The sequence below is a fragment of the Corynebacterium sp. LaCa54 genome, assembly GCF_046717495.1.
In the GTDB taxonomy this organism is placed as follows: domain Bacteria; phylum Actinomycetota; class Actinomycetes; order Mycobacteriales; family Mycobacteriaceae; genus Corynebacterium; species Corynebacterium kefirresidentii.
Map to the genome: position 1 here is coordinate 1,304,333 of NZ_CP177115.1, position 20,407 is coordinate 1,324,739.

Consider the following 20,407-nt stretch of genomic DNA (forward strand, 5'->3'; position numbering starts at 1 on the left):
GCGTGGGGCGCTGACGCATTGCTAAAGGTTACTTTTCTGCTGCGTTTAGTCTACGCAACTGCAGGGCGGTATCTAAAGCCGCCATCATTGCCTCGGCGCCCTTGTTTTCTGCCGAGTCTGCAAAGCCGGCGCGATCAATGGCCTGTTGCTGATCATTGACGGTAAGGACGCCGTTCGCTACCGGGGTGGATTCATCGAGCGCGATGCGGGTAAGCGCCTGGGTAACCGAGTCACAGACGTAGTCAAAATGCGGTGTTCCCCCACGGATAACACAGCCCAATGCCACCACCGCATCGTATGCGCGGGCGGCCGCCTGGACAACAACGCCAAGTTCCAAGGCGCCAACTACGCGGTACTCGGCAACCTCGGCGCCATTTTCCGTAGCGGTCTCTACCGCTTGGGCGTGGAGCTGATCGCAGATCTCCGCGTTCCATGTCGCAGTCACCACGGCAACGCGCAGTCCACTGCCATCTACCTGAGCAATTTCGGGTAGGCCTTCTTTACTCATTTCTTTCCTTTCGCGTGATCTCCACAGAGCTACTAAAGATCTACTTATGCGCCTCATCCCACTGGGCAACCTGCGGAAGATCGTGGCCCATGCGGTCGCGCTTCGTACGCAGATATTCAATATTATCCGCATGCGCCGGGGTTGCTAGCGGGGTGTGATGACCTGCATCCACACCAAAACCGCTCAGGCCTTCGCCCTTATGTGGGTTATTAGTCAGCAGGTTCGCGGACTCTATGCCAAGATCACGCAGGATCTGGCCGGCTACGGAATACTCGCGTGCGTCTTCGGGCAGGCCCTGTTCTAGGTTGGCATCGACGGTGTCCATGCCAGAATCCTGCAGCCGGTATGCCTCCAACTTATGCAACAGACCAATGCCACGGCCTTCCTGACCGCGCAAGTAGATAACCACGCCGTTGCCTTCCTGACTGATACGGCGCATGGACTCATGTAGTTGCGGACCGCAATCGCAGCGCCGCGAGCCGAAGGCATCACCGGTCAGGCATTCCGAATGGACTCGCACCATGACCTCACGCGCGCCGCGCAGTTCGGCGGGATCGCCTGCCACCAACGCGACATGCTCCTGTCCATCTATTTCATGGCGATAGCCAATGGCGGTGAAATGACCATACTCGGTGGGAAGCTGGGTGCTTACCTGGCGAATGACCTGGTTCTCATTATGGCGGCGCCACTCGATGAGCTGTGCAATAGAGATCATGGACAGGCCGTGCTTATCTGCGAAGCGGCGCAGCTCTGGCGACCGTGCCATGTCCGTGGGGTCATCCTCAGAAACGATCTCACACAGCACACCGGCTGGGCGCAGGCCCGCCAATCGGGCAAGGTCAATGGAAGCCTCCGTATGGCCATCACGCTCTAGAACACCACCAGGGCGCGCGCACAACGGCACCACGTGACCCGGGCGGGTGAATTCGCCCGGCGTGGTATCAGGGTTTGCTAGCCGGCGAATAGTTGCTGCCCGCGAGGTCGCAGAAATACCGGTACTACCCGTAGCTGCGTCCACCGTCACCGTATAAGCGGTGCCGCGCACATCCTCGTTGACCGCCAACATCGGCGGTAGATTCAGGCGGTTACAATCTTCTGGCAACAATGGTGCGCAGATATATCCAGAAGAGTAGCGCACCATAAAGGCCACCAGTTCCGGGGTGGCTAGCTCAGCGGCGAAAATCAGGTCGCCTTCATTTTCGCGATCCTCGTCATCGATAACAACTACCGGCTTACCAGCGGCGATATCCGCTATGGCCTGCTCAATGGAATCAAGACGGATACAATTATCACTCGCGCTCATAAGGTAGCAGTCTAGTCCTTGCCCTCGGGGGTTAGCGCTTCGGGGTGAAGCATCTTTTCTACGTACTTGGCCAGCACATCCACCTCGAGGTTGACTTCTCCTCCAACTGGCAATGCACCGTGAATAGTGTCCCGCAAAGTGGTGGGGATAAGGGATACTTCGAACCAGTCCGGCCCCACGGCGCTAACAGTCAGCGAGGTGCCGCTAACGGCAATTGAGCCTTTTTCTACGACGTACCGGGCAAGCTCGGCGGGCAAGCTAAACCGGAGGATATCCCAGTTCTCGGAGGTAGTCCGGCTCTGCAGCGTCGCGGTGCCATCCACGTGTCCTTGCATGATGTGACCGCCTAGCCGGGTGGTAGGCAGCAATGCCGGTTCCACATTGACCGAATCGCCCTCAGCTAGGCGGCCCAAAGCTGTCCGGTCAAGGGACTCCTGCATCACATCTGCGCAAAATATATCTCCAGATAAATCCGCCACGGTGAGGCATACGCCATCGATAGCAATGGAATCCCCCAGTGCCGCCTCCGCGACGGTGCGCGGGGCGCGAATGCTCAAGCGCAAGGCGTCCGCGTGCGGTTCCATACCGGCTACGGTGCCCAACTCTTGTACTAGCCCAGTAAACACATCCAGCCTTTCTCGTTATCTGCTAATCCGAGCGCCTAGCGCACATATTCAATTAGAACGTCATCACCCAGCGCCTTCATTCCCACGCGCTGGAATCGGGTGGCCCCTGCCAGAGTCTGGGTCACGGGATGGGCGAGCACACCACGGCCTTCCCCCAGCAGCAGCGGAGCAATATAGGCAGAGATGGCATCGACCAAGTCGGCCTTGAGGAAGCTACTGGCGAGCCCAGCGCCACCTTCTACAAGGACGTCGCGTGCCCCGCTGGCGTAGAGCTCGTATAACGCTTCCTCGATGCTGTCGTAGTGCTCATATCCCAACTCGCGTAGGTTGCTTGCCGCATCGCCTGCCGATTCCAAATCTCGCTTGCCAATAATCACGCGGCGCGGCTGGTGTTCCCGCAAACTGCCGTCGCTAAACCGCGCGGTAAGTGACGGGTTATCAGCAAGCGCAGTGCCGGTGCCGACGATGATGGCGTCGCGGTGAGCCCTATCTGCATGCACCCAATCGCGCGCCGCTTCGCCCGTAATCCACTGGCTTGACCCATCCGCTGCGGCAGTAAAGCCATCCAGCGTCTGGGCGAACTTTAAGGTTACGTGCGGCCTGCGTGCTTTCATGGCAAAGAGCCAAGGCACGAGCGCATCATCGGCGTGCGGGGGCTTTTCCAGCTTGGCGACGTCCACCCCAGCCTCCGCCAACACGCGCGCTCCACCGGCGGCCTGCGGAGTGGGGTCTGCATGAAGGTAGTACACGCGAGCCACGCCGGCATCGATAAACGCCTGTGCGCACGGACCCGTGCGACCGGTATGCGCACACGGCTCCAAGGTGACCACGGCGGTGGCTCCTCGCGCCCTATCGCCAGCCTCGCGCAACGCCATGACCTCGGCATGCGCGCCTCCCACGGGCTGCGTAGCACCGACGCCCACGATGTCACCGGCAGTGGACACGATGACCGCGCCCACTGGCGGGTTGGGGCTCGTGGTTCCACGCACCTCAGCTCCCGCGGCCATTGCCCGAGACAGCGCTGCGGAAAGGGTACTCTCCTCTAGCTCCGCGCCCACTAGGCACCAGCCGCCAATTCACGCAGCTGATGTACGATCCCGGCGGGATCTTCTGCCTTGAATACGGCCGAGCCAGCTACAAAAGCATCGCACCCAGCCGCGGCGGCTTGGGCGATGGTGTCTGGCGAAATTCCGCCATCAATCTCGATGACGGTGTCGAGCCCCTGCTCATCAATGCTTTGGCGCAGCACCCGGACCTTTTCCAGCATCTCTGGCATGAATTTCTGCCCGCCAAAACCAGGCTCCACGGACATCACGAGCACCTCATCAAAGTGATGCAATTTATCCAGCCACGGTTCGATAGCCGTACCCGGCTTAATGGAAAAGGCAGCACGCACCCCTAGTTCTCGAATGCTCTGCGCCACATCCACCGCCGCCTGCTCATCGGCGACAGCCTCCACGTGGAAGATAATGGTATGCGCACCCGCCTTGGCATAGGTCTCCACCCATTGCTCGGGTTCCTCGATCATGAGGTGGACATCCAATGGTTTATTGGTAAGCCGATGGACCGTTGCCGTGATATCCGGGCCGAAGGACAGGTTGGGCACGAAGTGCCCGTCCATAATGTCCACATGGACCCAGTCTGCGGTTTCAATCGCCGCTAATTCCTCGCCCAAGCGAGAAAAATCAGCGGCCAAGATGGAAGGGGAAATAATCGGTGCGGACATGCCCACTAGTCTATCGCGATTAGTCAGCAGCGCGGCGCAGAGCCGCAAAGAACATAGCATCGGTACCGTGCCGATGTGGCCACATTTGCACGGATTTTTCGTGCCCCACATCGCCCATATCAGGAATGAGCCCATGTGCGTCTAGCTCTGTGGCACCGAGCTCGCGTACGGCGCGGTCGACGATGCCACGAGTCTCGCGCAAGTCTGGCGAACACGTGGAATAAATGACCACACCGCCTGGGCGCACCAGGTTTAAGGCCGAGGATAAAAGCTCAAATTGCAGCTGAGTAAGCTCGGCAATGTCGGACTCAGACTTGCGCCACCGCGCCTCGGGGCGGCGACGGAGTGCGCCGAGTCCGGAACACGGGGCATCGACAAGCACTCGGTCAAACCCCTGACCCACGCCCGGATTGCGTCCATCTGCCACATGAACGTCCACAGGTAAATCACTTACCGTTTTTTCAATCAGAGCCGCACGGTGCGGGGATACCTCCACCGCGTCCACGTGCGCGGAGTCGATGCGGGCAAGCGCACCCATTAAGGCCGCTTTACCGCCGGGACCGGCGCAGAGATCCAGCCACCGACCAGTGTCTTCGCCCTCCACCGGCGCTTCACATACCGCGCGGGCGATAAGCTGCGAGCCTTCATCTTGGACTGCAGCCAAACCCTGACGTACCGGCTCCAATTGGCCGGGATCGCCGGACTCCATATACACGGCGTAGGGGGAAAAGCGCCCTTCCTCATTGCCGGTCACAAGTGCTAATTCTTCGGCCGAGATTTCCCCGGGACGGGCCACCAGATGCACCGCAGGCCTATCGGAGTCCGCAGCCAGGGCGGCCTCTAGCTCGCCCAGCCCCAGCACACGACTAAACGATTCCGCGATCCAGGTGGGATGGGCATGTTTGAAGGCAATGCCGGCGATTTCTCCCTCCGGGGCAAGCTTGTCCAGCCACGCCTTGGCCGACGTGCGGGTAATGGTGCGCATAATGCCATTGGCAAAACCCTTGGCCTTGACCTCACCGCTGGCTTCCACCAAGCGCACGGTGGTATCAACCGCCGCATGGGCCTCCACGCGGGTATAGAGAACCTGATACGCGCCCAAGCGCAAGGCATCAACCACAGCTGGAGAAATGGCTTCGAGGCTGCGCGAGGAGCATTCTGCGATGACGGCATCTACTACGCCGAGGGTGCGGAGGGTGCCGTAGGTGATCTCGGTGGCAAAGGCGGCGTCTCGCCCGGTGAGCTTTTGCTTACGCAGTGCTGTGGGCAAGATGAGGTTGGCAAAGGCATCGTCATCGCTCACCCGACGCACGACGTCGAAAGCCACCGCACGCGGCGCGTCCACACCAGCGGTCAGTGCAGCCTGAATCAGACTGCCTTCCTGGCGCTTGCCGGAACGCTGACCAGAAGCATGAGCCTGTCGACCTCTGCGGTGGCCGTTACGTCCACCATGTTGCTGCTGGTGCGGGCGGCCACCACGGCCTTTCGCTCCACCGGATTTCCGGGGGTCCTGCGGCTTGCCTTCCGGCGACTTATCACCAGATTTACTACGGGAACGGAAACCACCACTCATTGGAACTTCACCTCGGCATCCTTGCCTAGTCCGCGGGCCCAGTCGGCCGCATTCATCATTTTCTTGCCTGGTGGCTGGATTTTACCCAGCTGGACCGGCTGCGTTGCGGTACCAACAAAAACGGCGTTCTTTGCAATGTAGAGCTGCCCAGGCTCTAAGTGCTCCGGTACCGCGGCTGCTGCCTCCACGGGGCTTACTGGTCCCACTTTTACCCGGGCCTCGTCCCACATGGTCCATGCGCCAGGACCTGGGGTGTGCGCACGAATATGCCGGTCGATGGCAAAGGCAGGCTGGGACCACTCCACGCGAGCTTGTGCGGTAGAGATTTTCGGGGCATAGGTGGCCTCGCCCTGCTGCGGTTGTGCCTCCAACTGACCCGCCGCTAGGCCATCCATGGTGGCGACGAGCAGATCGCCGCCGGAATAGGCAAGGCGAGTGAGCAGGTCATCGGCAGTATCGGTGGTGCGGATTTCCTCCGTCACGGTGCCCAGCACCGGACCGGTATCTAGGCCTTCTTCAATGCGGAACGTAGATGCGCCGGTAATCTCATCACCGGCAGCTATGGCAGCTTGTACCGGTGCCGCGCCACGCCATGCCGGGAGCAGGGAAAAATGCAGGTTCACCCAACCATGCTGCGGCAGCTCCAGCAGGTCCTTGGTGACCAGATTGCCATAAGCCACCACCGGAATTGCCTCGGGTTCGAGCTCCCGCAGGCGGGCACGCAGGGCCTGCCCGTCCTCCGTGTCTGGACGCAAGCTGCTAGGAGTTAGCACTTCGATGCCATGTTCTTGGGCTACTGCTTTCACCGGGCTGGGGTGAAGGCTACGGCCGCGGCCCTTCCTAGCATCTGGGCGGGTAATTACCGCCACCACCTCATGCGAGGAGGCAATTAGCTTTTCCAAGGCCACAACAGCGGGCTCAGGGGTACCGGCAAAAATAATCCGCATGCGGGGAAACTCTCCTATTAATCTCGTTCAAACTACTAGGCTACAACGCCGTAGCGCTGCCGCCACAGTAAGCGGGCTATGAGGCGTTAAACCACTCGGATTCACGGATGGCGCGCATAACGTCTTTTCGGTCCACGGCATCGAGGCGCTGCAGGAAAAGCACTCCATCGAGATGGTCTGTTTCATGCTGGATGCACCGAGCCATCAGCCCCGCAGCCACCATGGATAAGGGGCGGCCCTCTATATCCTGACCGCTGACAAAGACGCGGTTGAAGCGGGTGGTTTGCGCGCTAATGCCGGGAATAGAAAGACATCCTTCCGGGCCTATTTGCTGCTGCGCGCCCAACGGCGTCCAGACGGGATTAACAATCGCGCCACGCAAGCCAGATTGGGTATGCGAGCAGTCATAGACAAAAATCCGTTTGAGTATGCCCACTTGATTGGCCGCCAGCCCTACTCCCCCAGCTTCGTCCATGGTCTCGAGCATACCGTTGGCCAAAATGCGCAGTCCGCGATCGAACGTGCTTACTTCTTCTGCGCGACTGCCCAGGACAGGGTCGCCGTAGATACGGATTCCGCGAAGAGACATGGCAATCACACCTTTCTGATGCGCCGAAATAAAGCCGGCCTGACAATGGAGGGTTTCCCCGTCGAGACTAGCGCATAAGCCCTAGCCACCCGATACGGCTAACCCACGTGGATAGGATCAACCACGATACGCAGTGGCAAGTCATCCTTGCGCGCGCTACGCGCCGCGTTTGCACTGCGCAAGGCGCGCCCTAATTGGGAACGAGGCCCCAGTGGGGTGCGGATCACCAGCCGCTGCGCGGGACCAAAGCGCTGGCTATCGTAGTCGCCGGGCAGGCTATGGCCCGGGGGAAGAGGAACTGGGCCCAAAACCTCCGCATGCTCAGGAAGATCCACAAGCTCAGCAAAGCCATCCAGGGACGCATCCGCACCATCAATGGCGGCAAAGTGCACCGCAGGTGGGAATCTTACTTCTCGTCGGGCAGCAAGCTCGGCTGCGGCCGCGCCAACCATATCCCAGCGCAAGAAATGCTGAACCACGCTAAGAGACTCATCGGCAGCCACAATTACCCGGCCGCCCTTGAAATGCGGCTGCACTAGCGTGGCCGCCTGCGCCCACTTCGATAACGTGTCTTCAGTAGCACGCAGATCTTGGCGGTTGAGCAATGCACCAGCGTCCAAGAGCAGCGCCGCACCGTAGGCGCCATCTCGTACATTCGGTTCGGCGCCAGGGGTGGCGATGACAAGGGCCGGCGCATTATCCACTGCCTCGAGGATCTTATTTCCGCCAGAGACCACTACCCGGGTATTAGGAAAGGCACGGCCCAATTCCTCCGCGGTGCGCTCTGAGCCTAAAACGATGGCGCGCAGGCGCGGGGATCCGCATTCACTGCAGCGATGGCGCGCCTCGATGCGACCGCACCAGCGGCAGGTGGGCATTCCTGTCTCCTCCGCGCCGCCCTTGCTTGGCGACGCCCCCGTCGGCGGCAGCCCCAATGGCCCGTTGCAGTGCCGGCAGCGCGCCGGCGCGCGGCATCGGCCGCAGGCCAAAATTGGTGCGTATCCCTTGCGCGGTACTTGCACCAATACCGGCTCTCCCCTATCCAGCGCCTGATGGGCGGCTTGGAAGGCCTGTGCCTGAACTGAAGTGGTGCCGCCTTCTAAATCGCGAGCAATCGATAGACCGAATGGGCCTACCGCCTCAATGGCTGGGCAACGCGCCCCGATCGTTTGTTCTTTGGCGACCACATCGTGCGCCCAGCCTGACTCCACGAGGAGCTGCGTTTCCGCAGTCCGCGAATGGTTTGCCAAGACCATGCTGCAACCTTCAAAAGCAGAACGGGTGGTTAGCACTTCCCTGGCATGGACATAAGGTTTGAGGTTATCTACCAAATTATCGTTGCCATCATCGAGGATAACCGCCAGCTGTAGATGTTTTACTGGGGCGAAGGCGGCGGACCTAGTACCAATTACGACGCGCGCCTGGCCTACCAGGGCTGATAGGTAGCGGCGGTAGCGGGCCTGCGGGCCCATACTATTAGTCAGCACTGTAATCTGCTTCGCCCCTAATACCTGGCGAAGGGCGGCTTCTACCGCATCAACGCTCTTCTGGTCCGGGGCAACTAAGAGCACCCCGCCTCCGTCTAACGCCACCTTGGCCGCGAGCGCAGCTAAGGCATGCGCCCAATCATCGCCCGGGGCGATTTGCCATGCGGCACGGGCGAGCTTGCCAGACAGGATTGAATCAACGAAAGCCTCACCATGCTCATAAGCAGACCACCCCGAAAGGTCAGGCTCGCTCGTGGTACCGAGCTCCTCCCACGGGGTTTCCAAATCGGATTCCTCCGCCTTGGCGTGCCTAGGTGGAATAGCAGAGCGGATAATATCTGAGCGCACTCCGCCATAGCGGTCCGCTAGGGCGTCGATAAGCCGGGCAAGCTGCGGCGGATACACCTGGAACGGTGAGATGATGCGCTCGATAAAGCGCAGGTTACCGCCAAATTCAGAATCATGCAGCCGCTCTAGCACTATCGCATCAACCAAGCGTCCATTAAAGCGGATGCGGACCTTAATGCCCGGCTGAACGTCCTCCGAATCTGCCTCTTCTACAAGGTAATCAAAACCCCGGTCAAGGTGCGCGACCCCTAAAAGAGGCAACACCCGCACAACCGGTTTCCGGGTGGCGGGTGTTTTCTTAGGCATAAGCCCCGATTCTACAGACCGGCGGCCGCGCGCAGTGCTTCTACTCGGTTCAACTGTTCCCATGGCAGCTCAACATCGGTACGGCCAAAGTGACCATAAGCCGCAGTCTGGGCATAAATGGGCCGTAGCAGGTCGAGTTCGCGGATAATCGCGGCTGGACGCAGGTCGAATACCTGATTTACCGCAGCCTGAATATTCGCATCGCTCAGGCCTTCCTTAGCAGTGCCGAACGTCTCCACGTACAAGCCCACCGGCTTAGCACGACCAATTGCGTAGGCAACCTGAACTTCGGCGCGATCCGCCAAACCAGCGGCGACGATATTCTTAGCCACCCAGCGCATTGCATAAGCAGCGGAGCGGTCTACCTTGCTGGGGTCCTTACCGGAGAAGGCGCCACCGCCGTGACGAGCCATACCACCGTAGGTATCGACGATGATCTTCCGGCCGGTAAGACCGGCATCACCCATGGGTCCACCGAGAATGAAAGACCCTGAAGGGTTGACCAACAACGTCGTGTCTTCGGTGTAGTACTTCTCCAAGCCCGCGTCCTTAATGACCCATTCAAGGACCTCGCTGCGCAATGGGCCCTCCAGCCAAGCGCTATCAACCTCAGTATCGTGCTGAGTAGAAATCACCACGGTATCTAGGTGGGAAGGCTCATTGTCATCGGTATAGGCGAAGGTCACCTGGGTCTTGCCATCCGGACGCAGGTGATCCACGATGCCCTCCTTGCGCACCTGCGTCAGGCGGCGAGAAAGCCGGTGTGCCAAGGCGATAGGCAGGGGCATATACTCGGCGGTCTCATTGGAGGCATAGCCGAACATCAAGCCCTGATCACCTGCACCAGCGGTGTCATTTTCCTCGTCATAGTCCTCGTCATGGGCGCGGGCTTCGGTGGAGTTATCTACGCCGGCGCCGATCTCCTGGGACTGCTCACCGATGGCAATATTGACACCGCAGGTATTGCCATCAAATCCCACCTCAGAGGAGGTAAAGCCAATGGACTTTAGGGTATCGCGCACGAGCGCCGGGATTTCTACATATGCCTCGGTGCGTACCTCTCCCACCACGTGAACCTGACCGGTGGTAACCAACGTCTCAACGGCGACGCGGGATACGGGATCCTTTTCCAGCAGGGCATCGAGGATGGCGTCCGAGATGGCGTCACAAATCTTATCGGGATGGCCTTCCGTAACGGACTCGCTGGTAAAAAGACGAGTTGCCACTGCAGCGTTATCAGTCACAAAAACTTCCTTCGTTCTCACTGTTGATTCGATGCTGTGGGTTTTCTACGCCCAAGCCTAATACCTCGCAATCCTAGACCAAGCGGTCTATAAATGCAATTTTAGCTGTCTACACCCGAAACATTTCATTCACAGCCGCCAAAATCTGTGCGGCGACTACTTGTTTCGAGCCATGTTCCACCCGTTGCGGCGCGGAATCTGGCCGCAAAATCCATCCCTCATTCGACTTTTGGCCAAAGGTCTTGGCCCTACCGACCTCATTGGCCATAAGCACATCGCAGCCTTTGCGAACAAACTTTTCTTGGGCATATTCCAAGGCAGACTTGTGGGCGTCACCCGTTTCGGCGGCAAACCCCACAATCACACACTCCGCCGGAATCTCCGAGCGCTCTCGTGCGGCCACAAGCCCTTTGAGGACATCCGGGTTTTCTACCAAATGTAGGGCCGAGAGTGCGTCGTCTGCTTGCCCCTTCTTCATCTTTGACTCAGCTGCCTCCGCGGGGCGGAAATCAGAAACTGCGGCAGCCATAATGATCACGTCCGCATCACGGGCCTCTTCGTGCATCGCTTCCTCCAGTTCCCGGGTGGAAACAATGTGGCGCACCTTCGTACCGCTGGGGACAGGCAGCTGCGCAGTATTCCCAGCCACAAGGGTGACCTGAGCCCCCTTCTGGGCGGCCCATTCCGCGAGCGCGAATCCCTGCCTACCAGAAGATCGATTACCCAAGTACCGCACTGGGTCCAGTTCTTCCTGGGTGCCTCCCGCTGATATGACTACCCTTTTGTCTTGCCAGGTATGTTCAACCCGGTAACCAGCCAATTCGGTGCGCACTACCTCAGCAATCTGCTCCGGCTCCGGAAGGCGACCAGGACCTGAGTCCTTGCCGGTCAAACGGCCATGGGCGGGCTCAATAACCGTAATACCGCGCCGCCGCAAAGTAGCGACGTTGTCTTGCGTGGCGGGATTGTGCCACATCTCTGTATGCATGGCCGGAGCAATGATGACCGGGCACGTCGCCACCAACACGGTCGCCGTAAGTAGATCATCAGCCCGACCGGCGGCCAGTCGCGCGATTAGATCCGCAGTTGCGGGCGCAATTACCACAGCATCCGCCCGCTGCCCGATGTTAACGTGCTGCACCTCATCCACAGCCTCAAAAACGCTGGTGGAAACCGGGTGGCCGGACAGGGCTTCAAACGTTGCAGCGCCAACAAAGTTTAGTGCGCTTTCCGTAGGGACAACGCGCACATCATCGCCCGCCTCCTTGAGATTGCGCACAAGGTGGCACGCTTTGTAGGCGGCGATGCCGCCAGCAACGCCTACAACAATATTGCGAGAGCTATCTTTTTCAATCACACCGCACGATGGTACCTGGCGGCACAAAGAAAGGCCCCACTCGCCGCCCCGGGAAGGTGCACCCCTAGCCGGGGATACACGTCCGTGGCGACGCGTGGAGCCTACAAGCTATTGCACGCTTGTGCGCTAGCTACTTGCCTTCCTCGTGGTCCAGCAAGCCAGCGTCAATTTCGCGCAATGCGATGGACAAAGGCTTTTCGCCTGGCTCTGGAGTAACCAGTGGGCCTACGAATTCGAAGACACCTTCATCCTGCTCTTGGTAGTAGCTATTGATCTGGCGGGCGCGCTTAGCAGCGAAGATGACCAAAGCGTACTTAGAGGAAACCTTGTCCAAAAGCTCATCGATCGGGGGATCAGTAATGCCGATCGGATCATCAAATACTGGCTCCGCCTTTGCGGCTTCAGTGTTAGAAGGGGTGGTCACGTTAGTCACATGCACCTTTACATTGATTGAAGATGGTCAAAAAGGAGGTCTATGCCTGCAGGATATCACTGATGGCAGCCACTGCCTGGTCCAAATCCTCGTTAACAACGACGTGGTCGAACTCATCCTGTGCGGCTAGTTCCTCATGCGCAGTTTGCAACCTACGGTCAATGACGTCTTGCGGCTCGGTACCGCGGCCGGTGAGCCGCTCCACAAGCACGTCCCATGATGGGGGTGCCAAAAAGACCAAGTCTGCCTCCGGCAGTGCTTTCTTAACACTCCTAGCGCCCGCAAGATCAACCTCAACGAGCACTGGGCGTCCTGCGGCCAAAGCTTCCTCTACCGGCTGAGCAGGGGTTCCAGAGCGCTGCAATCCACCGTGAATATCAGCCCATTCGAGCATTTCCCCGGCGTCGATTCGCTGCTGGAAGGCTTCTGGGGTGACGAAGAAGTAGTCGACACCATCCTGCTCCCCGGGACGGGGCTGGCGCGTAGTCATCGACACGCTAAAGTACAGCCCCTCGACGTCACTGCGCAGACGCGAAACCACGGTGGATTTTCCCACTGCGGATGGCCCCGCCAGAACGACGAGGCGACCGCGTGCAGTTGCGTCAGCCATGGTTGTAACTATTCGCCGTAACCGAAACGCTCGAGGAGAGCACGACGCTGACGCTCACCCAAGCCGCGCAGACGACGGGTCTGAGCGATCTCCAGGTCCTCCATGATTTCCTTAGCCTTGACCTTGCCAACCTTCGGCAGAGCCTCGAGGAGTGCAGAAACCTTGGTCTTGCCGATGATCTCATCGGTCTCAGCCTTTTCGAGCACGTCCTTCAGGTCGGTCTCGCCGCGCTTGAGCGCAGCCTTGAGCTCAGCGCGAGCCTTACGGGCCTCAGCGGCCTTTGCGAGAGCTTCCTTGCGCTGCTCATCAGTCAACTTTGGAAGGGCCACGGGTTTCCTCCGATTCATTAGATTGATTCTGTTACGTCTAGTACTTGGTACCAGATTACGGTTGCCTAACGCAGTTTATACACCGCGGAAAGTTATCAATAACTTTCGGGCAAACCGACTTCTGGTAATCCTAGCACTGCTCATTGAACGGTGACGATTAGCGGGTCCAAAAGCACGCCTATTTTAGCACGTCACCGCACATACCTAAAACAAAGTACCAGGTAAGCAGCGCGGCCAGTAATCTGCCACGCCGCCCCTTTTAGTCCCGGAACTCCTGAGCCACGCGATTCACCGCTTTGCGCAGGTCAGCGAGAGCAGGTCCTTGTTCCAATACTGCTCGGGACACGTTCGCGAATCCCAGCGATGGCCGAGCAGAGACAATGCTGTGCACCTGCTCTGGGCCAGCACCTTGGGCGCCAACGCCTGGCAGAAGAACCGGGCCATTGAGCGCATCCAGGCGAGGCGGATTGTCCAAAGTAGCCCCAACGACTACCCCGATGTCTCCCGGCTTGTCGGCCTTGTGCGCAGCTACATTGAGCGCGGCACATTCATCGACCACTCCTTGTGCGATGGTGCTCTCCTCGCCTACTGGGACGGCTTGGATGGCACGTGCCTCCGGGTTGGAGGTAGCCGCCAAGACGAATACGCCGCGTCCGGTTTCTTCGGCCTTGCTAAACACCGGGCCTAACGCACCAACGCCTAGATAGGGAGACACGGTCACCGAATCTGCGCGCAGGGGTGAGCTATCACCTAGCCAAGCATCTGCGTAGCCGGCCATGGTCGAGCCAATATCGCCACGCTTGGCATCGGCCACGGTCAGGCATCCCACCTCGCGTAGGGACGCCAAGACGTCCTCGAGGACCGCAAACCCCTGGGAACCGAAGCGCTCGAAGAAGGCAACCTGCGGCTTTACCAAGGCAGCGGTATCGCTGAAGGCTTCTACGCAGCGCATGCTGAAGGTCCGAAGACCATCAGCGGTGGGCTCCAGTCCCCACTTTTCCAGCAGATACGGATGCGGGTCTATACCCACACAGAGGCGACCACGCGCCTGGCCCGCTGCCTCAAGCAGCTCACCAAATCCCTTAGTTTTGTGGGCCATGCTCAAGCTCCTGAAGCGCGCGTACCTGCAGGTTGCCAATGCGCATCGCTTCGATACCTTGGACGGCTGCGGTTACGCCCTGCACGGTGGTTACCAGCGGGATTTCCATGTGGACCGCGGCAGCGCGGATATCGTAACCGTCGTGGCGCGCGCCTGCAGAGCCCGCAGGGGTGTTGAGAATCCAGTCGATTTCACCGTTGAAGATCTTATCCACGATGGACTCTTCGCCTTCCTTAGCCTCAGAGACCTTGGCGGCAACCTCACATTCGATGCCATTGCGGCGCAGCATCTGCGCCGTACCGGCGGTAGCGACGATGTTGTAACCCATGTTCGCCAAGCGCTGGATCGGGAAAATCAAGGTGCGCTTGTCCCGGTTGGCGACGGATACGAAGATAGTGCCCTCCGTAGGCGGCACGGCGAAGGCAGCGATTTCGCCTTTGGCGTAGGCCGCACCGAAGTTGGTAGCCAAGCCCATAACCTCACCGGTGGACTTCATTTCCGGCGACAGCAGCGTATCGAGCAGGCTGCCATCGGTCCGGCGGAAGCGGTTAAACGGCAAGACCGCTTCTTTGACTGCGATCGGGTGCTCCAGCGGCAAGGAACCACCGTCATATTCAGAAGGAATCATGCCTTCGGCGCGCAGCTCCGCGATGGTAGAGCCCATCATGACGCGAGAAGCTGCCTTAGCTAGTGGAACGCCGGTCGCCTTGGAGACAAATGGCACGGTACGGGAAGCACGTGGGTTGGCCTCGATGACGTAGAGGATGTCGTCCTTCAGGGCGAACTGAACGTTCATCAGGCCGTTGACGCCAATACCCTCCGCTAGAAGTCGGGTGGAGGTGCGGACCTTTTCGATATCCTCTGGTCCCAGTGTCATAGGCGGCAGTGCACAGGAAGAGTCACCCGAGTGGATGCCGGCTTCCTCGATTTGCTCCATCACACCGCCCAAGTAGACCTCGTTGCCGTCGCAGAGTGCGTCGACGTCGATCTCGATCGCGGAATCTAGGAAACGGTCCACCAGGACCGGGTGGTCCGGGGAAAGCTCGGTAGCACGCTCGATATAGTCTTCCAGCGCCTTTTCGTCGTAGACGATCTCCATACCACGGCCGCCCAGGACATAGGACGGGCGGACCAATACTGGGTAGCCGATAGAGGAGGCAACCTCGCGCGCCTCAGCAAAGGAGGTGGCGGTGCCATACTCTGGTGCTGCCAATTCGGCTTCGTCGAGGACCTTGCCAAACTCGCCGCGGTCCTCAGCGGAGTCAATAGCTGCTGGGCTGGTGCCAACAACTGGTACTCCTGCCTCCTCCAACCGGGCTGCAAGGCCCAGTGGAGTCTGGCCGCCGAGCTGAACAATGACGCCGGCAACATCACCGGAAGCGGCCTCCGCGTGGTAGACCTCCATAACGTCCTCGAAGGTCAACGGCTCAAAGTAGAGGCGGTCCGCGGTGTCATAGTCAGTGGACACGGTCTCTGGGTTGCAGTTGACCATGACGGTCTCATAGCCCTGCTCCGAGAGCTCGAGAGCTGCGTGCACGCAGGAGTAGTCAAATTCGATACCTTGACCGATGCGGTTCGGTCCGGAGCCCAGAATAATGACCTTGCCCTTGGAGCCCTCCGGTGCGGGGCGAACCTCGGTCTCGGCTTCCGGATCAAGCTCATAGGAGCTGTAGTGGTATGGGGTCTGTGCCTCGAACTCGCCGGCACAGGTGTCAACGGTCTTGTAGACAGGGCGGATACCCATGCGCCAGCGCAGGCTGCGCACGCCATCTTCACCGTTGAATTCGGGGCGGAGGGCGGCAATCTGGCCGTCGGAAAGCCCAAAGACCTTGGCCTCGCGCAGCAGCTCCTCGGTGAGCACTGGGGCATCGATAAGCTCCTGGCGGAAGGCGACCAACGTGGCCAGCTCAGCGATGAACCACGGGTCAACGCCAGAAGCCTCATGGACCTCGTCCACCGACGCACCGAGGCGCAGGGCCAATTCAATGTCGTACATGCGGCCCTCGGTCGGGCGCTCTAGATCCTTGAGTACCGCCTTGAGGTCACCAGCGCGCTCGCCGGCGAAGTACTCATCCGGCTTGGTCCAGAAGCCATTGGGCTTGTTTTCCAAAGAACGCATGACCTTATTGAGGCCCGCGATGTAGTTGCGGCCGATGCCCATGGCCTCGCCCACAGACTTCATGGTGGTCGTCAGGGTATCGTCTGCGCCCGGGAACTTCTCAAAGGCAAAGCGCGGGGCCTTGACAATGACGTAGTCCAAGGTCGGCTCGAATGCGGCCTTGGTTTCGCCGGTGATATCGTTTTGCACCTCGTCCAAGGTATAACCAATGGCGAGCTTGGCAGCCAGCTTAGCAATGGGGAAGCCGGTGGCCTTGGACGCCAGCGCGGAGGAACGGGACACGCGCGGGTTCATCTCGATGACGATGATGCGACCGTCTTCCGGGTTGACGGCGAACTGGATATTGCAGCCACCGGTATCGACTCCGACCTCGCGGATAATCGCGATACCGAGGTCGCGCATCTTCTGGAACTCACGGTCGGTCAGGGTCAGCGCTGGGGCAACCGTAACGGAATCGCCGGTGTGCACGCCGAGGGCGTCAACGTTTTCGATGGAGGCCACGACCACGACGTTGTCGTCGCCATCGCGCATAAGCTCGAGCTCATATTCCTTCCAGCCGAGAATAGACTCCTCAATAAGCACGTTGGCCTCAGGGGACGCGGCCAGGCCGCCGCCAGCAATGCGGTCTAGGTCCTCATTATTGAAGGCCAGACCAGAGCCCAAGCCACCCATGGTAAAGGAGGGGCGGACCACTACGGGCAGGCCGAGCTTGTCGACGGTCTCGTGTACCTCATCCATGTTGTGGCACACCGCGGAGCGAGCGGACTCGCCGCCAATGGAGGCGACAATATCCTTGAATTTCTGGCGGTCTTCACCGCGCTCAATGGCGTCAATATCGGCGCCGATGAGCTCAATGCCGTACTTGTCCAAAATCCCCTTGCGGTCCAGCTGGACTGCCGCATTCAGCGCGGTCTGGCCACCCAAGGTGGCGAGCACAGCGTCAATAGGGTGTCCCTCTTCGCGCTCCTTGACCAAAATCTTCTCGATGTAGTCCGGCTCAATGGGCTCGACGTAGGTGTGGTCCGCGAACTCAGGGTCGGTCATGATGGTGGCCGGGTTGGAGTTGACCAGGGTTACCCGAAGGCCTTCTTCCTTGAGCACGCGGCAGGCCTGAGTGCCGGAGTAGTCGAACTCGCAAGCCTGGCCGATGACGATCGGTCCGGAGCCGATGACCAGGACGTGGTTGATGTCGTTGCGCTTTGGCATAGTTTTTCTTCCTTTTCCTGGTTGTTTACTTATTCGGGGTGTGGTTAGCCATCAGTTCTTCGAACTGATCAAAAAGTGGATTGGCATCGTGCGGTCCAGCTGCGGACTCGGGGTGATACTGCACGGAATAGGCCATGCCATTCTTCAAAGCAACGCCCTCCACCGTGTCGTCATTGAGGCAGATGTGGGTGACCTGCGCGGGACCGAAGTCGGTGTCAAACTCGGCATCTTTACTCTCTAGGTCATAGCCCTCCGGCGCCTTGAGCGCGAAGCCGTGATTCTGCGAGGTGATGTCGATCTTGCCGGTTAAGTTATTGCGCACCGGCACGTTGATGCCACGGTGGCCGAACTTCATCTTGTAGGTATCCAGGCCCAGCGCGCGCCCGAGGAGCTGGTTGCCAAAGCAGATGCCGAAGAACGGAATCTTTGCCTCAAGCACCTGCTTGATGATGCCTACCATCTCATCGGCCGTAGCCGGGTCGCCAGGGCCATTGGAGACGAAGACGCCATCCGGGTTATAGGACTTCACCTTGTCAAAGGAGGTATTTGCAGGAACAACGATGGTCTCAATCCCGCGCTGCGAGAAGTGGCGCGGGGTCGCGGTCTTCACACCCATATCGAAGGCAACGACGGTGTACTTCTTCTCCCCCACGGCCTCAACCGTGTAGGGCTCGTTAGTAGATACCTCCGCGGCGAGGTCAGCGCCCTCCATGGAGTCCTGGGCTTTTACTTCCTTTAGCAGCTCCTCTACTGGACACTGCGCATCCTCGCCGGAAAAGAGTCCGGCGGCGATAGAGCCGTAGTTGCGCAGGTGGCGTACCAAGGTGCGGGTATCGATGCCGCGAATACCGATGACGCCTTGCTTTTCCATCTCCTCGCTCAAGTTGCGCTCTGCGCGCCAGTTGGAAACGCGCTGGGCGAGGTCGCGGATAACGAGGCCAGCAACCCAAATACGGTTGCCGTGGGACTCATTATCCTCGTCATTCCACCCGGTATTGCCAATATGCGGTGCTGCGGAAACCACAATCTGGCGGTGGTAGGACGGGTCCGTCATGGTTTCCTGGTAGCCGGTCATCGCCGTGGTAAATACGGCCTCACCCAAGGTGGTGCCGGTGGCACCAAAGCCATAACCGCGGAAGGTGCGCCCGTCCGCGAGAACGAGGATTGCTGGGGTTCTATCAGTCACGTCGTGGCCTTTCTCTGCCATATAGGTGGTCTCAGTGTGCAAGGTTAGTCTTCTTCGGAGGCTGCCAAGTCAAAAGTGACGGCTCCTCGCAATATGGTGTGGGTAACGCGGGCGCCGAACTCTTCACCTGCATACGGGTTGTTTTCGGATTTGGATGCCAGCTTGGAGGAATCAGACACCCAGTGGTGGGCTGGGTCCACAATGGTCAAGTTCGCGGGCTCGCCTTCTGCGATGGGGCGGCCGTGACCCGGCAGGCGGGTGATTTCCGCCGGGCGCTCGGACATGACGCGGGCGACAAAGCGCCAATTGGCCAGTCCGGTCTCAACGAAGATTTTGGCGATAACGGCCAGGGAAGATTCCAGGCCCAGCATGCCTGGGCGGGCATTTTCAAACTCCACGCACTTGTCTTCGGAGCCGTGCGGGGCATGGTCAGTGGCCACGCAGTCGATGGTGCCGTCGAGCAGCGCCTGGCGCAGGGCTTCGGTATCGCGCTTCTCGCGCAACGGCGGGTTAACGCGGAAGAGGCCATCGTAGGTGCGCAGCTTATCGTCAGTCATCAACAGGTGATGCGGGGTGACCTCCGCGGTCAGCGGGATGTCCTGCTCCTTGGCCCACTTGAGCAGCTCCACGGTTCCCTGAGTGGATGCGTGACAAATGTGTACGCGATTGCCATAGTCGCGCGCCAAGAGGGCGTCGCGGGCCACGATGGACTCCTCCGCCACGCGCGGCCAGCCGCGCAGGCCGAGCCTGGCCGCGGTCTCGCCTTCATGGGCGGAAGCACCGCCGGTCATGCGGTCATCCTCGGCGTGTTGAGCCAGCAGTACATCCATACCCTTGGCGTACTCCAAGGCGCGACGCATCAGCTGCGGGTCCTGGACGCACTTGCCATCATCGGAGAACATGCGGACCTTGGCATCCGAGCGGGCCATCATGCCGAACTCGGTAAGGGTCTTGCCCTCCAGGCCCTTGGTAATAGAGCCCACTGGGTGGACGTCGCACAGCGCTAGGGCCTGGGATTTAGCCCACACGGATTCCGCGATGATCGGCTGATCGGTCACCGGGTTGGTATTGGCCATAGTAAACACGGCGGTGAAACCACCCTTAGCGGCAGCCTTGGAGCCGGTCTCGATGGTTTCGGTGTCCTCACGGCCGGGCTCGCGCAGGTGCACGTGCATATCTACGAGCCCCGGTAGCAGGACGTTGCCCTCGCCGTTGATGACCTTAGCGTCTTGTGCCGCAACGTCACCGCCAATGGCTGAAACAACGCCATCTTTAACCAGCACATTGGTGGGCTCGCCTTCGCCATACAAGCGCACATTCTGGATGAGGAGCGGGGTGTCCGCCGGCGCGGAAAGGCGACCGGTTTCTGGGTAAGTAGTCATTTTCTCTCCCTAAGGTTGATTGCGGGTCG

18 protein-coding genes are annotated in these 20,407 nt (G+C 59.7%); all 18 read right to left on the reverse strand.

Annotation, left to right across the window (positions count from 1 at the left end; genetic code table 11):
- Nucleotides 1-28: 28 nt before the first annotated feature.
- The 18 genes from ribH to ACLI1M_RS06470 all read right to left on the reverse strand — a co-directional run bounded on the left by ribH (nt 29) and on the right by ACLI1M_RS06470 (nt 20,378).
- A complete protein-coding gene (ribH, locus tag ACLI1M_RS06385; RefSeq protein ID WP_248098429.1) occupies nt 29-508 on the reverse strand; it encodes a 6,7-dimethyl-8-ribityllumazine synthase in 480 nt (159 codons plus the stop codon).
- Nucleotides 509-548: 40 nt separating this feature from the next.
- Nucleotides 549-1,811, reverse strand: coding sequence for a bifunctional 3,4-dihydroxy-2-butanone-4-phosphate synthase/GTP cyclohydrolase II (locus tag ACLI1M_RS06390; protein ID WP_023021488.1), 1,263 nt, complete (start codon nt 1,809-1,811; stop codon nt 549-551).
- An 11-nt stretch (nt 1,812-1,822) separates the two neighbouring features.
- Nucleotides 1,823-2,437 (reverse strand): riboflavin synthase, encoded by a 615-nt coding sequence (locus tag ACLI1M_RS06395; RefSeq protein ID WP_248098433.1) that lies wholly within the window; start codon nt 2,435-2,437, stop codon nt 1,823-1,825.
- A 35-nt stretch (nt 2,438-2,472) separates the two neighbouring features.
- Complete coding sequence (ribD, locus tag ACLI1M_RS06400; protein WP_248098436.1) at nt 2,473-3,495, reverse strand: bifunctional diaminohydroxyphosphoribosylaminopyrimidine deaminase/5-amino-6-(5-phosphoribosylamino)uracil reductase RibD; 1,023 nt, start codon at nt 3,493-3,495, stop codon at nt 2,473-2,475.
- Entirely contained in the window at nt 3,495-4,163 is a 669-nt protein-coding gene (gene rpe, locus ACLI1M_RS06405; RefSeq protein WP_034655367.1) for a ribulose-phosphate 3-epimerase, read from the reverse strand. The genes ribD and rpe overlap by 1 nt, the downstream gene beginning before the upstream one ends.
- A gap of 19 nt (nt 4,164-4,182) precedes the next feature.
- A complete protein-coding gene (locus ACLI1M_RS06410; RefSeq protein WP_023021484.1) occupies nt 4,183-5,736 on the reverse strand; it encodes an RsmB/NOP family class I SAM-dependent RNA methyltransferase in 1,554 nt (517 codons plus the stop codon).
- The gene (fmt, locus tag ACLI1M_RS06415; protein ID WP_023021483.1) at nt 5,733-6,683 is read right to left on the reverse strand and encodes a methionyl-tRNA formyltransferase; all 951 of its coding nucleotides are present in this window, start codon (nt 6,681-6,683) and stop codon (nt 5,733-5,735) included. The genes ACLI1M_RS06410 and fmt overlap by 4 nt, the downstream gene beginning before the upstream one ends.
- 76 nt (nt 6,684-6,759) lie before the next feature.
- A complete protein-coding gene (def, locus tag ACLI1M_RS06420; RefSeq protein ID WP_023021482.1) occupies nt 6,760-7,272 on the reverse strand; it encodes a peptide deformylase in 513 nt (170 codons plus the stop codon).
- 98 nt (nt 7,273-7,370) lie between these two features.
- Complete coding sequence (locus ACLI1M_RS06425) at nt 7,371-9,413, reverse strand: primosomal protein N' (RefSeq protein ID WP_200287471.1); 2,043 nt, start codon at nt 9,411-9,413, stop codon at nt 7,371-7,373.
- An 11-nt stretch (nt 9,414-9,424) separates the two neighbouring features.
- Complete coding sequence (gene metK, locus ACLI1M_RS06430) at nt 9,425-10,657, reverse strand: methionine adenosyltransferase (protein ID WP_023021480.1); 1,233 nt, start codon at nt 10,655-10,657, stop codon at nt 9,425-9,427.
- Nucleotides 10,658-10,766: 109 nt separating this feature from the next.
- The gene (gene coaBC / locus ACLI1M_RS06435; RefSeq protein WP_200287469.1) at nt 10,767-12,014 is read right to left on the reverse strand and encodes a bifunctional phosphopantothenoylcysteine decarboxylase/phosphopantothenate--cysteine ligase CoaBC; all 1,248 of its coding nucleotides are present in this window, start codon (nt 12,012-12,014) and stop codon (nt 10,767-10,769) included.
- A 130-nt stretch (nt 12,015-12,144) separates the two neighbouring features.
- On the reverse strand, nt 12,145-12,447 hold the full coding sequence (rpoZ, locus tag ACLI1M_RS06440; protein WP_005324891.1) for a DNA-directed RNA polymerase subunit omega: 303 nt from the start codon (nt 12,445-12,447) through the stop codon (nt 12,145-12,147).
- A 40-nt stretch (nt 12,448-12,487) separates the two neighbouring features.
- Nucleotides 12,488-13,057, reverse strand: a complete 570-nt coding sequence (gene gmk, locus ACLI1M_RS06445) for a guanylate kinase (RefSeq protein WP_023021478.1) — start codon at nt 13,055-13,057, stop codon at nt 12,488-12,490.
- Nucleotides 13,058-13,065: 8 nt separating this feature from the next.
- A complete protein-coding gene (mihF, locus tag ACLI1M_RS06450) occupies nt 13,066-13,386 on the reverse strand; it encodes an integration host factor, actinobacterial type (RefSeq protein WP_005328460.1) in 321 nt (106 codons plus the stop codon).
- A gap of 259 nt (nt 13,387-13,645) precedes the next feature.
- The gene (gene pyrF / locus ACLI1M_RS06455; protein ID WP_023021477.1) at nt 13,646-14,485 is read right to left on the reverse strand and encodes an orotidine-5'-phosphate decarboxylase; all 840 of its coding nucleotides are present in this window, start codon (nt 14,483-14,485) and stop codon (nt 13,646-13,648) included.
- Nucleotides 14,469-17,810: a carbamoyl-phosphate synthase large subunit gene (gene carB, locus ACLI1M_RS06460; protein WP_411706474.1), complete on the reverse strand. Its 3,342-nt coding sequence runs from the start codon at nt 17,808-17,810 to the stop codon at nt 14,469-14,471. Before carB ends, pyrF begins: the two co-directional genes overlap by 17 nt.
- 25 nt (nt 17,811-17,835) lie before the next feature.
- The gene (carA, locus tag ACLI1M_RS06465) at nt 17,836-19,017 is read right to left on the reverse strand and encodes a glutamine-hydrolyzing carbamoyl-phosphate synthase small subunit (protein ID WP_248098836.1); all 1,182 of its coding nucleotides are present in this window, start codon (nt 19,015-19,017) and stop codon (nt 17,836-17,838) included.
- Nucleotides 19,018-19,040: 23 nt separating this feature from the next.
- Entirely contained in the window at nt 19,041-20,378 is a 1,338-nt protein-coding gene (locus ACLI1M_RS06470; protein ID WP_248098469.1) for a dihydroorotase, read from the reverse strand.
- Nucleotides 20,379-20,407: the final 29 nt, after the last annotated feature.

What these genes read in the sequence shown, in the direction of transcription:
- carB (WP_411706474.1), bottom strand. Translation starts at nt 17,810, where the DNA reads ATGCCAAAGCGCAACGACATCAACCACGTCCTGGTCATCGGCTCCGGA.
- rpe (WP_034655367.1), bottom strand. Translation starts at nt 4,163, where the DNA reads ATGTCCGCACCGATTATTTCCCCTTCCATCTTGGCCGCTGATTTTTCT.
- pyrF (WP_023021477.1), bottom strand. Translation starts at nt 14,485, where the DNA reads ATGGCCCACAAAACTAAGGGATTTGGTGAGCTGCTTGAGGCAGCGGGC.
- def (WP_023021482.1), bottom strand. Translation starts at nt 7,272, where the DNA reads ATGTCTCTTCGCGGAATCCGTATCTACGGCGACCCTGTCCTGGGCAGT.
- ACLI1M_RS06390 (WP_023021488.1), bottom strand. Translation starts at nt 1,811, where the DNA reads ATGAGCGCGAGTGATAATTGTATCCGTCTTGATTCCATTGAGCAGGCC.
- ACLI1M_RS06425 (WP_200287471.1), bottom strand. Translation starts at nt 9,413, where the DNA reads ATGCCTAAGAAAACACCCGCCACCCGGAAACCGGTTGTGCGGGTGTTG.
- carA (WP_248098836.1), bottom strand. Translation starts at nt 19,017, where the DNA reads ATGGCAGAGAAAGGCCACGACGTGACTGATAGAACCCCAGCAATCCTC.
- ACLI1M_RS06410 (WP_023021484.1), bottom strand. Translation starts at nt 5,736, where the DNA reads ATGAGTGGTGGTTTCCGTTCCCGTAGTAAATCTGGTGATAAGTCGCCG.
- ACLI1M_RS06470 (WP_248098469.1), bottom strand. Translation starts at nt 20,378, where the DNA reads ATGACTACTTACCCAGAAACCGGTCGCCTTTCCGCGCCGGCGGACACC.
- gmk (WP_023021478.1), bottom strand. Translation starts at nt 13,057, where the DNA reads ATGGCTGACGCAACTGCACGCGGTCGCCTCGTCGTTCTGGCGGGGCCA.
- ribH (WP_248098429.1), bottom strand. Translation starts at nt 508, where the DNA reads ATGAGTAAAGAAGGCCTACCCGAAATTGCTCAGGTAGATGGCAGTGGA.
- fmt (WP_023021483.1), bottom strand. Translation starts at nt 6,683, where the DNA reads ATGCGGATTATTTTTGCCGGTACCCCTGAGCCCGCTGTTGTGGCCTTG.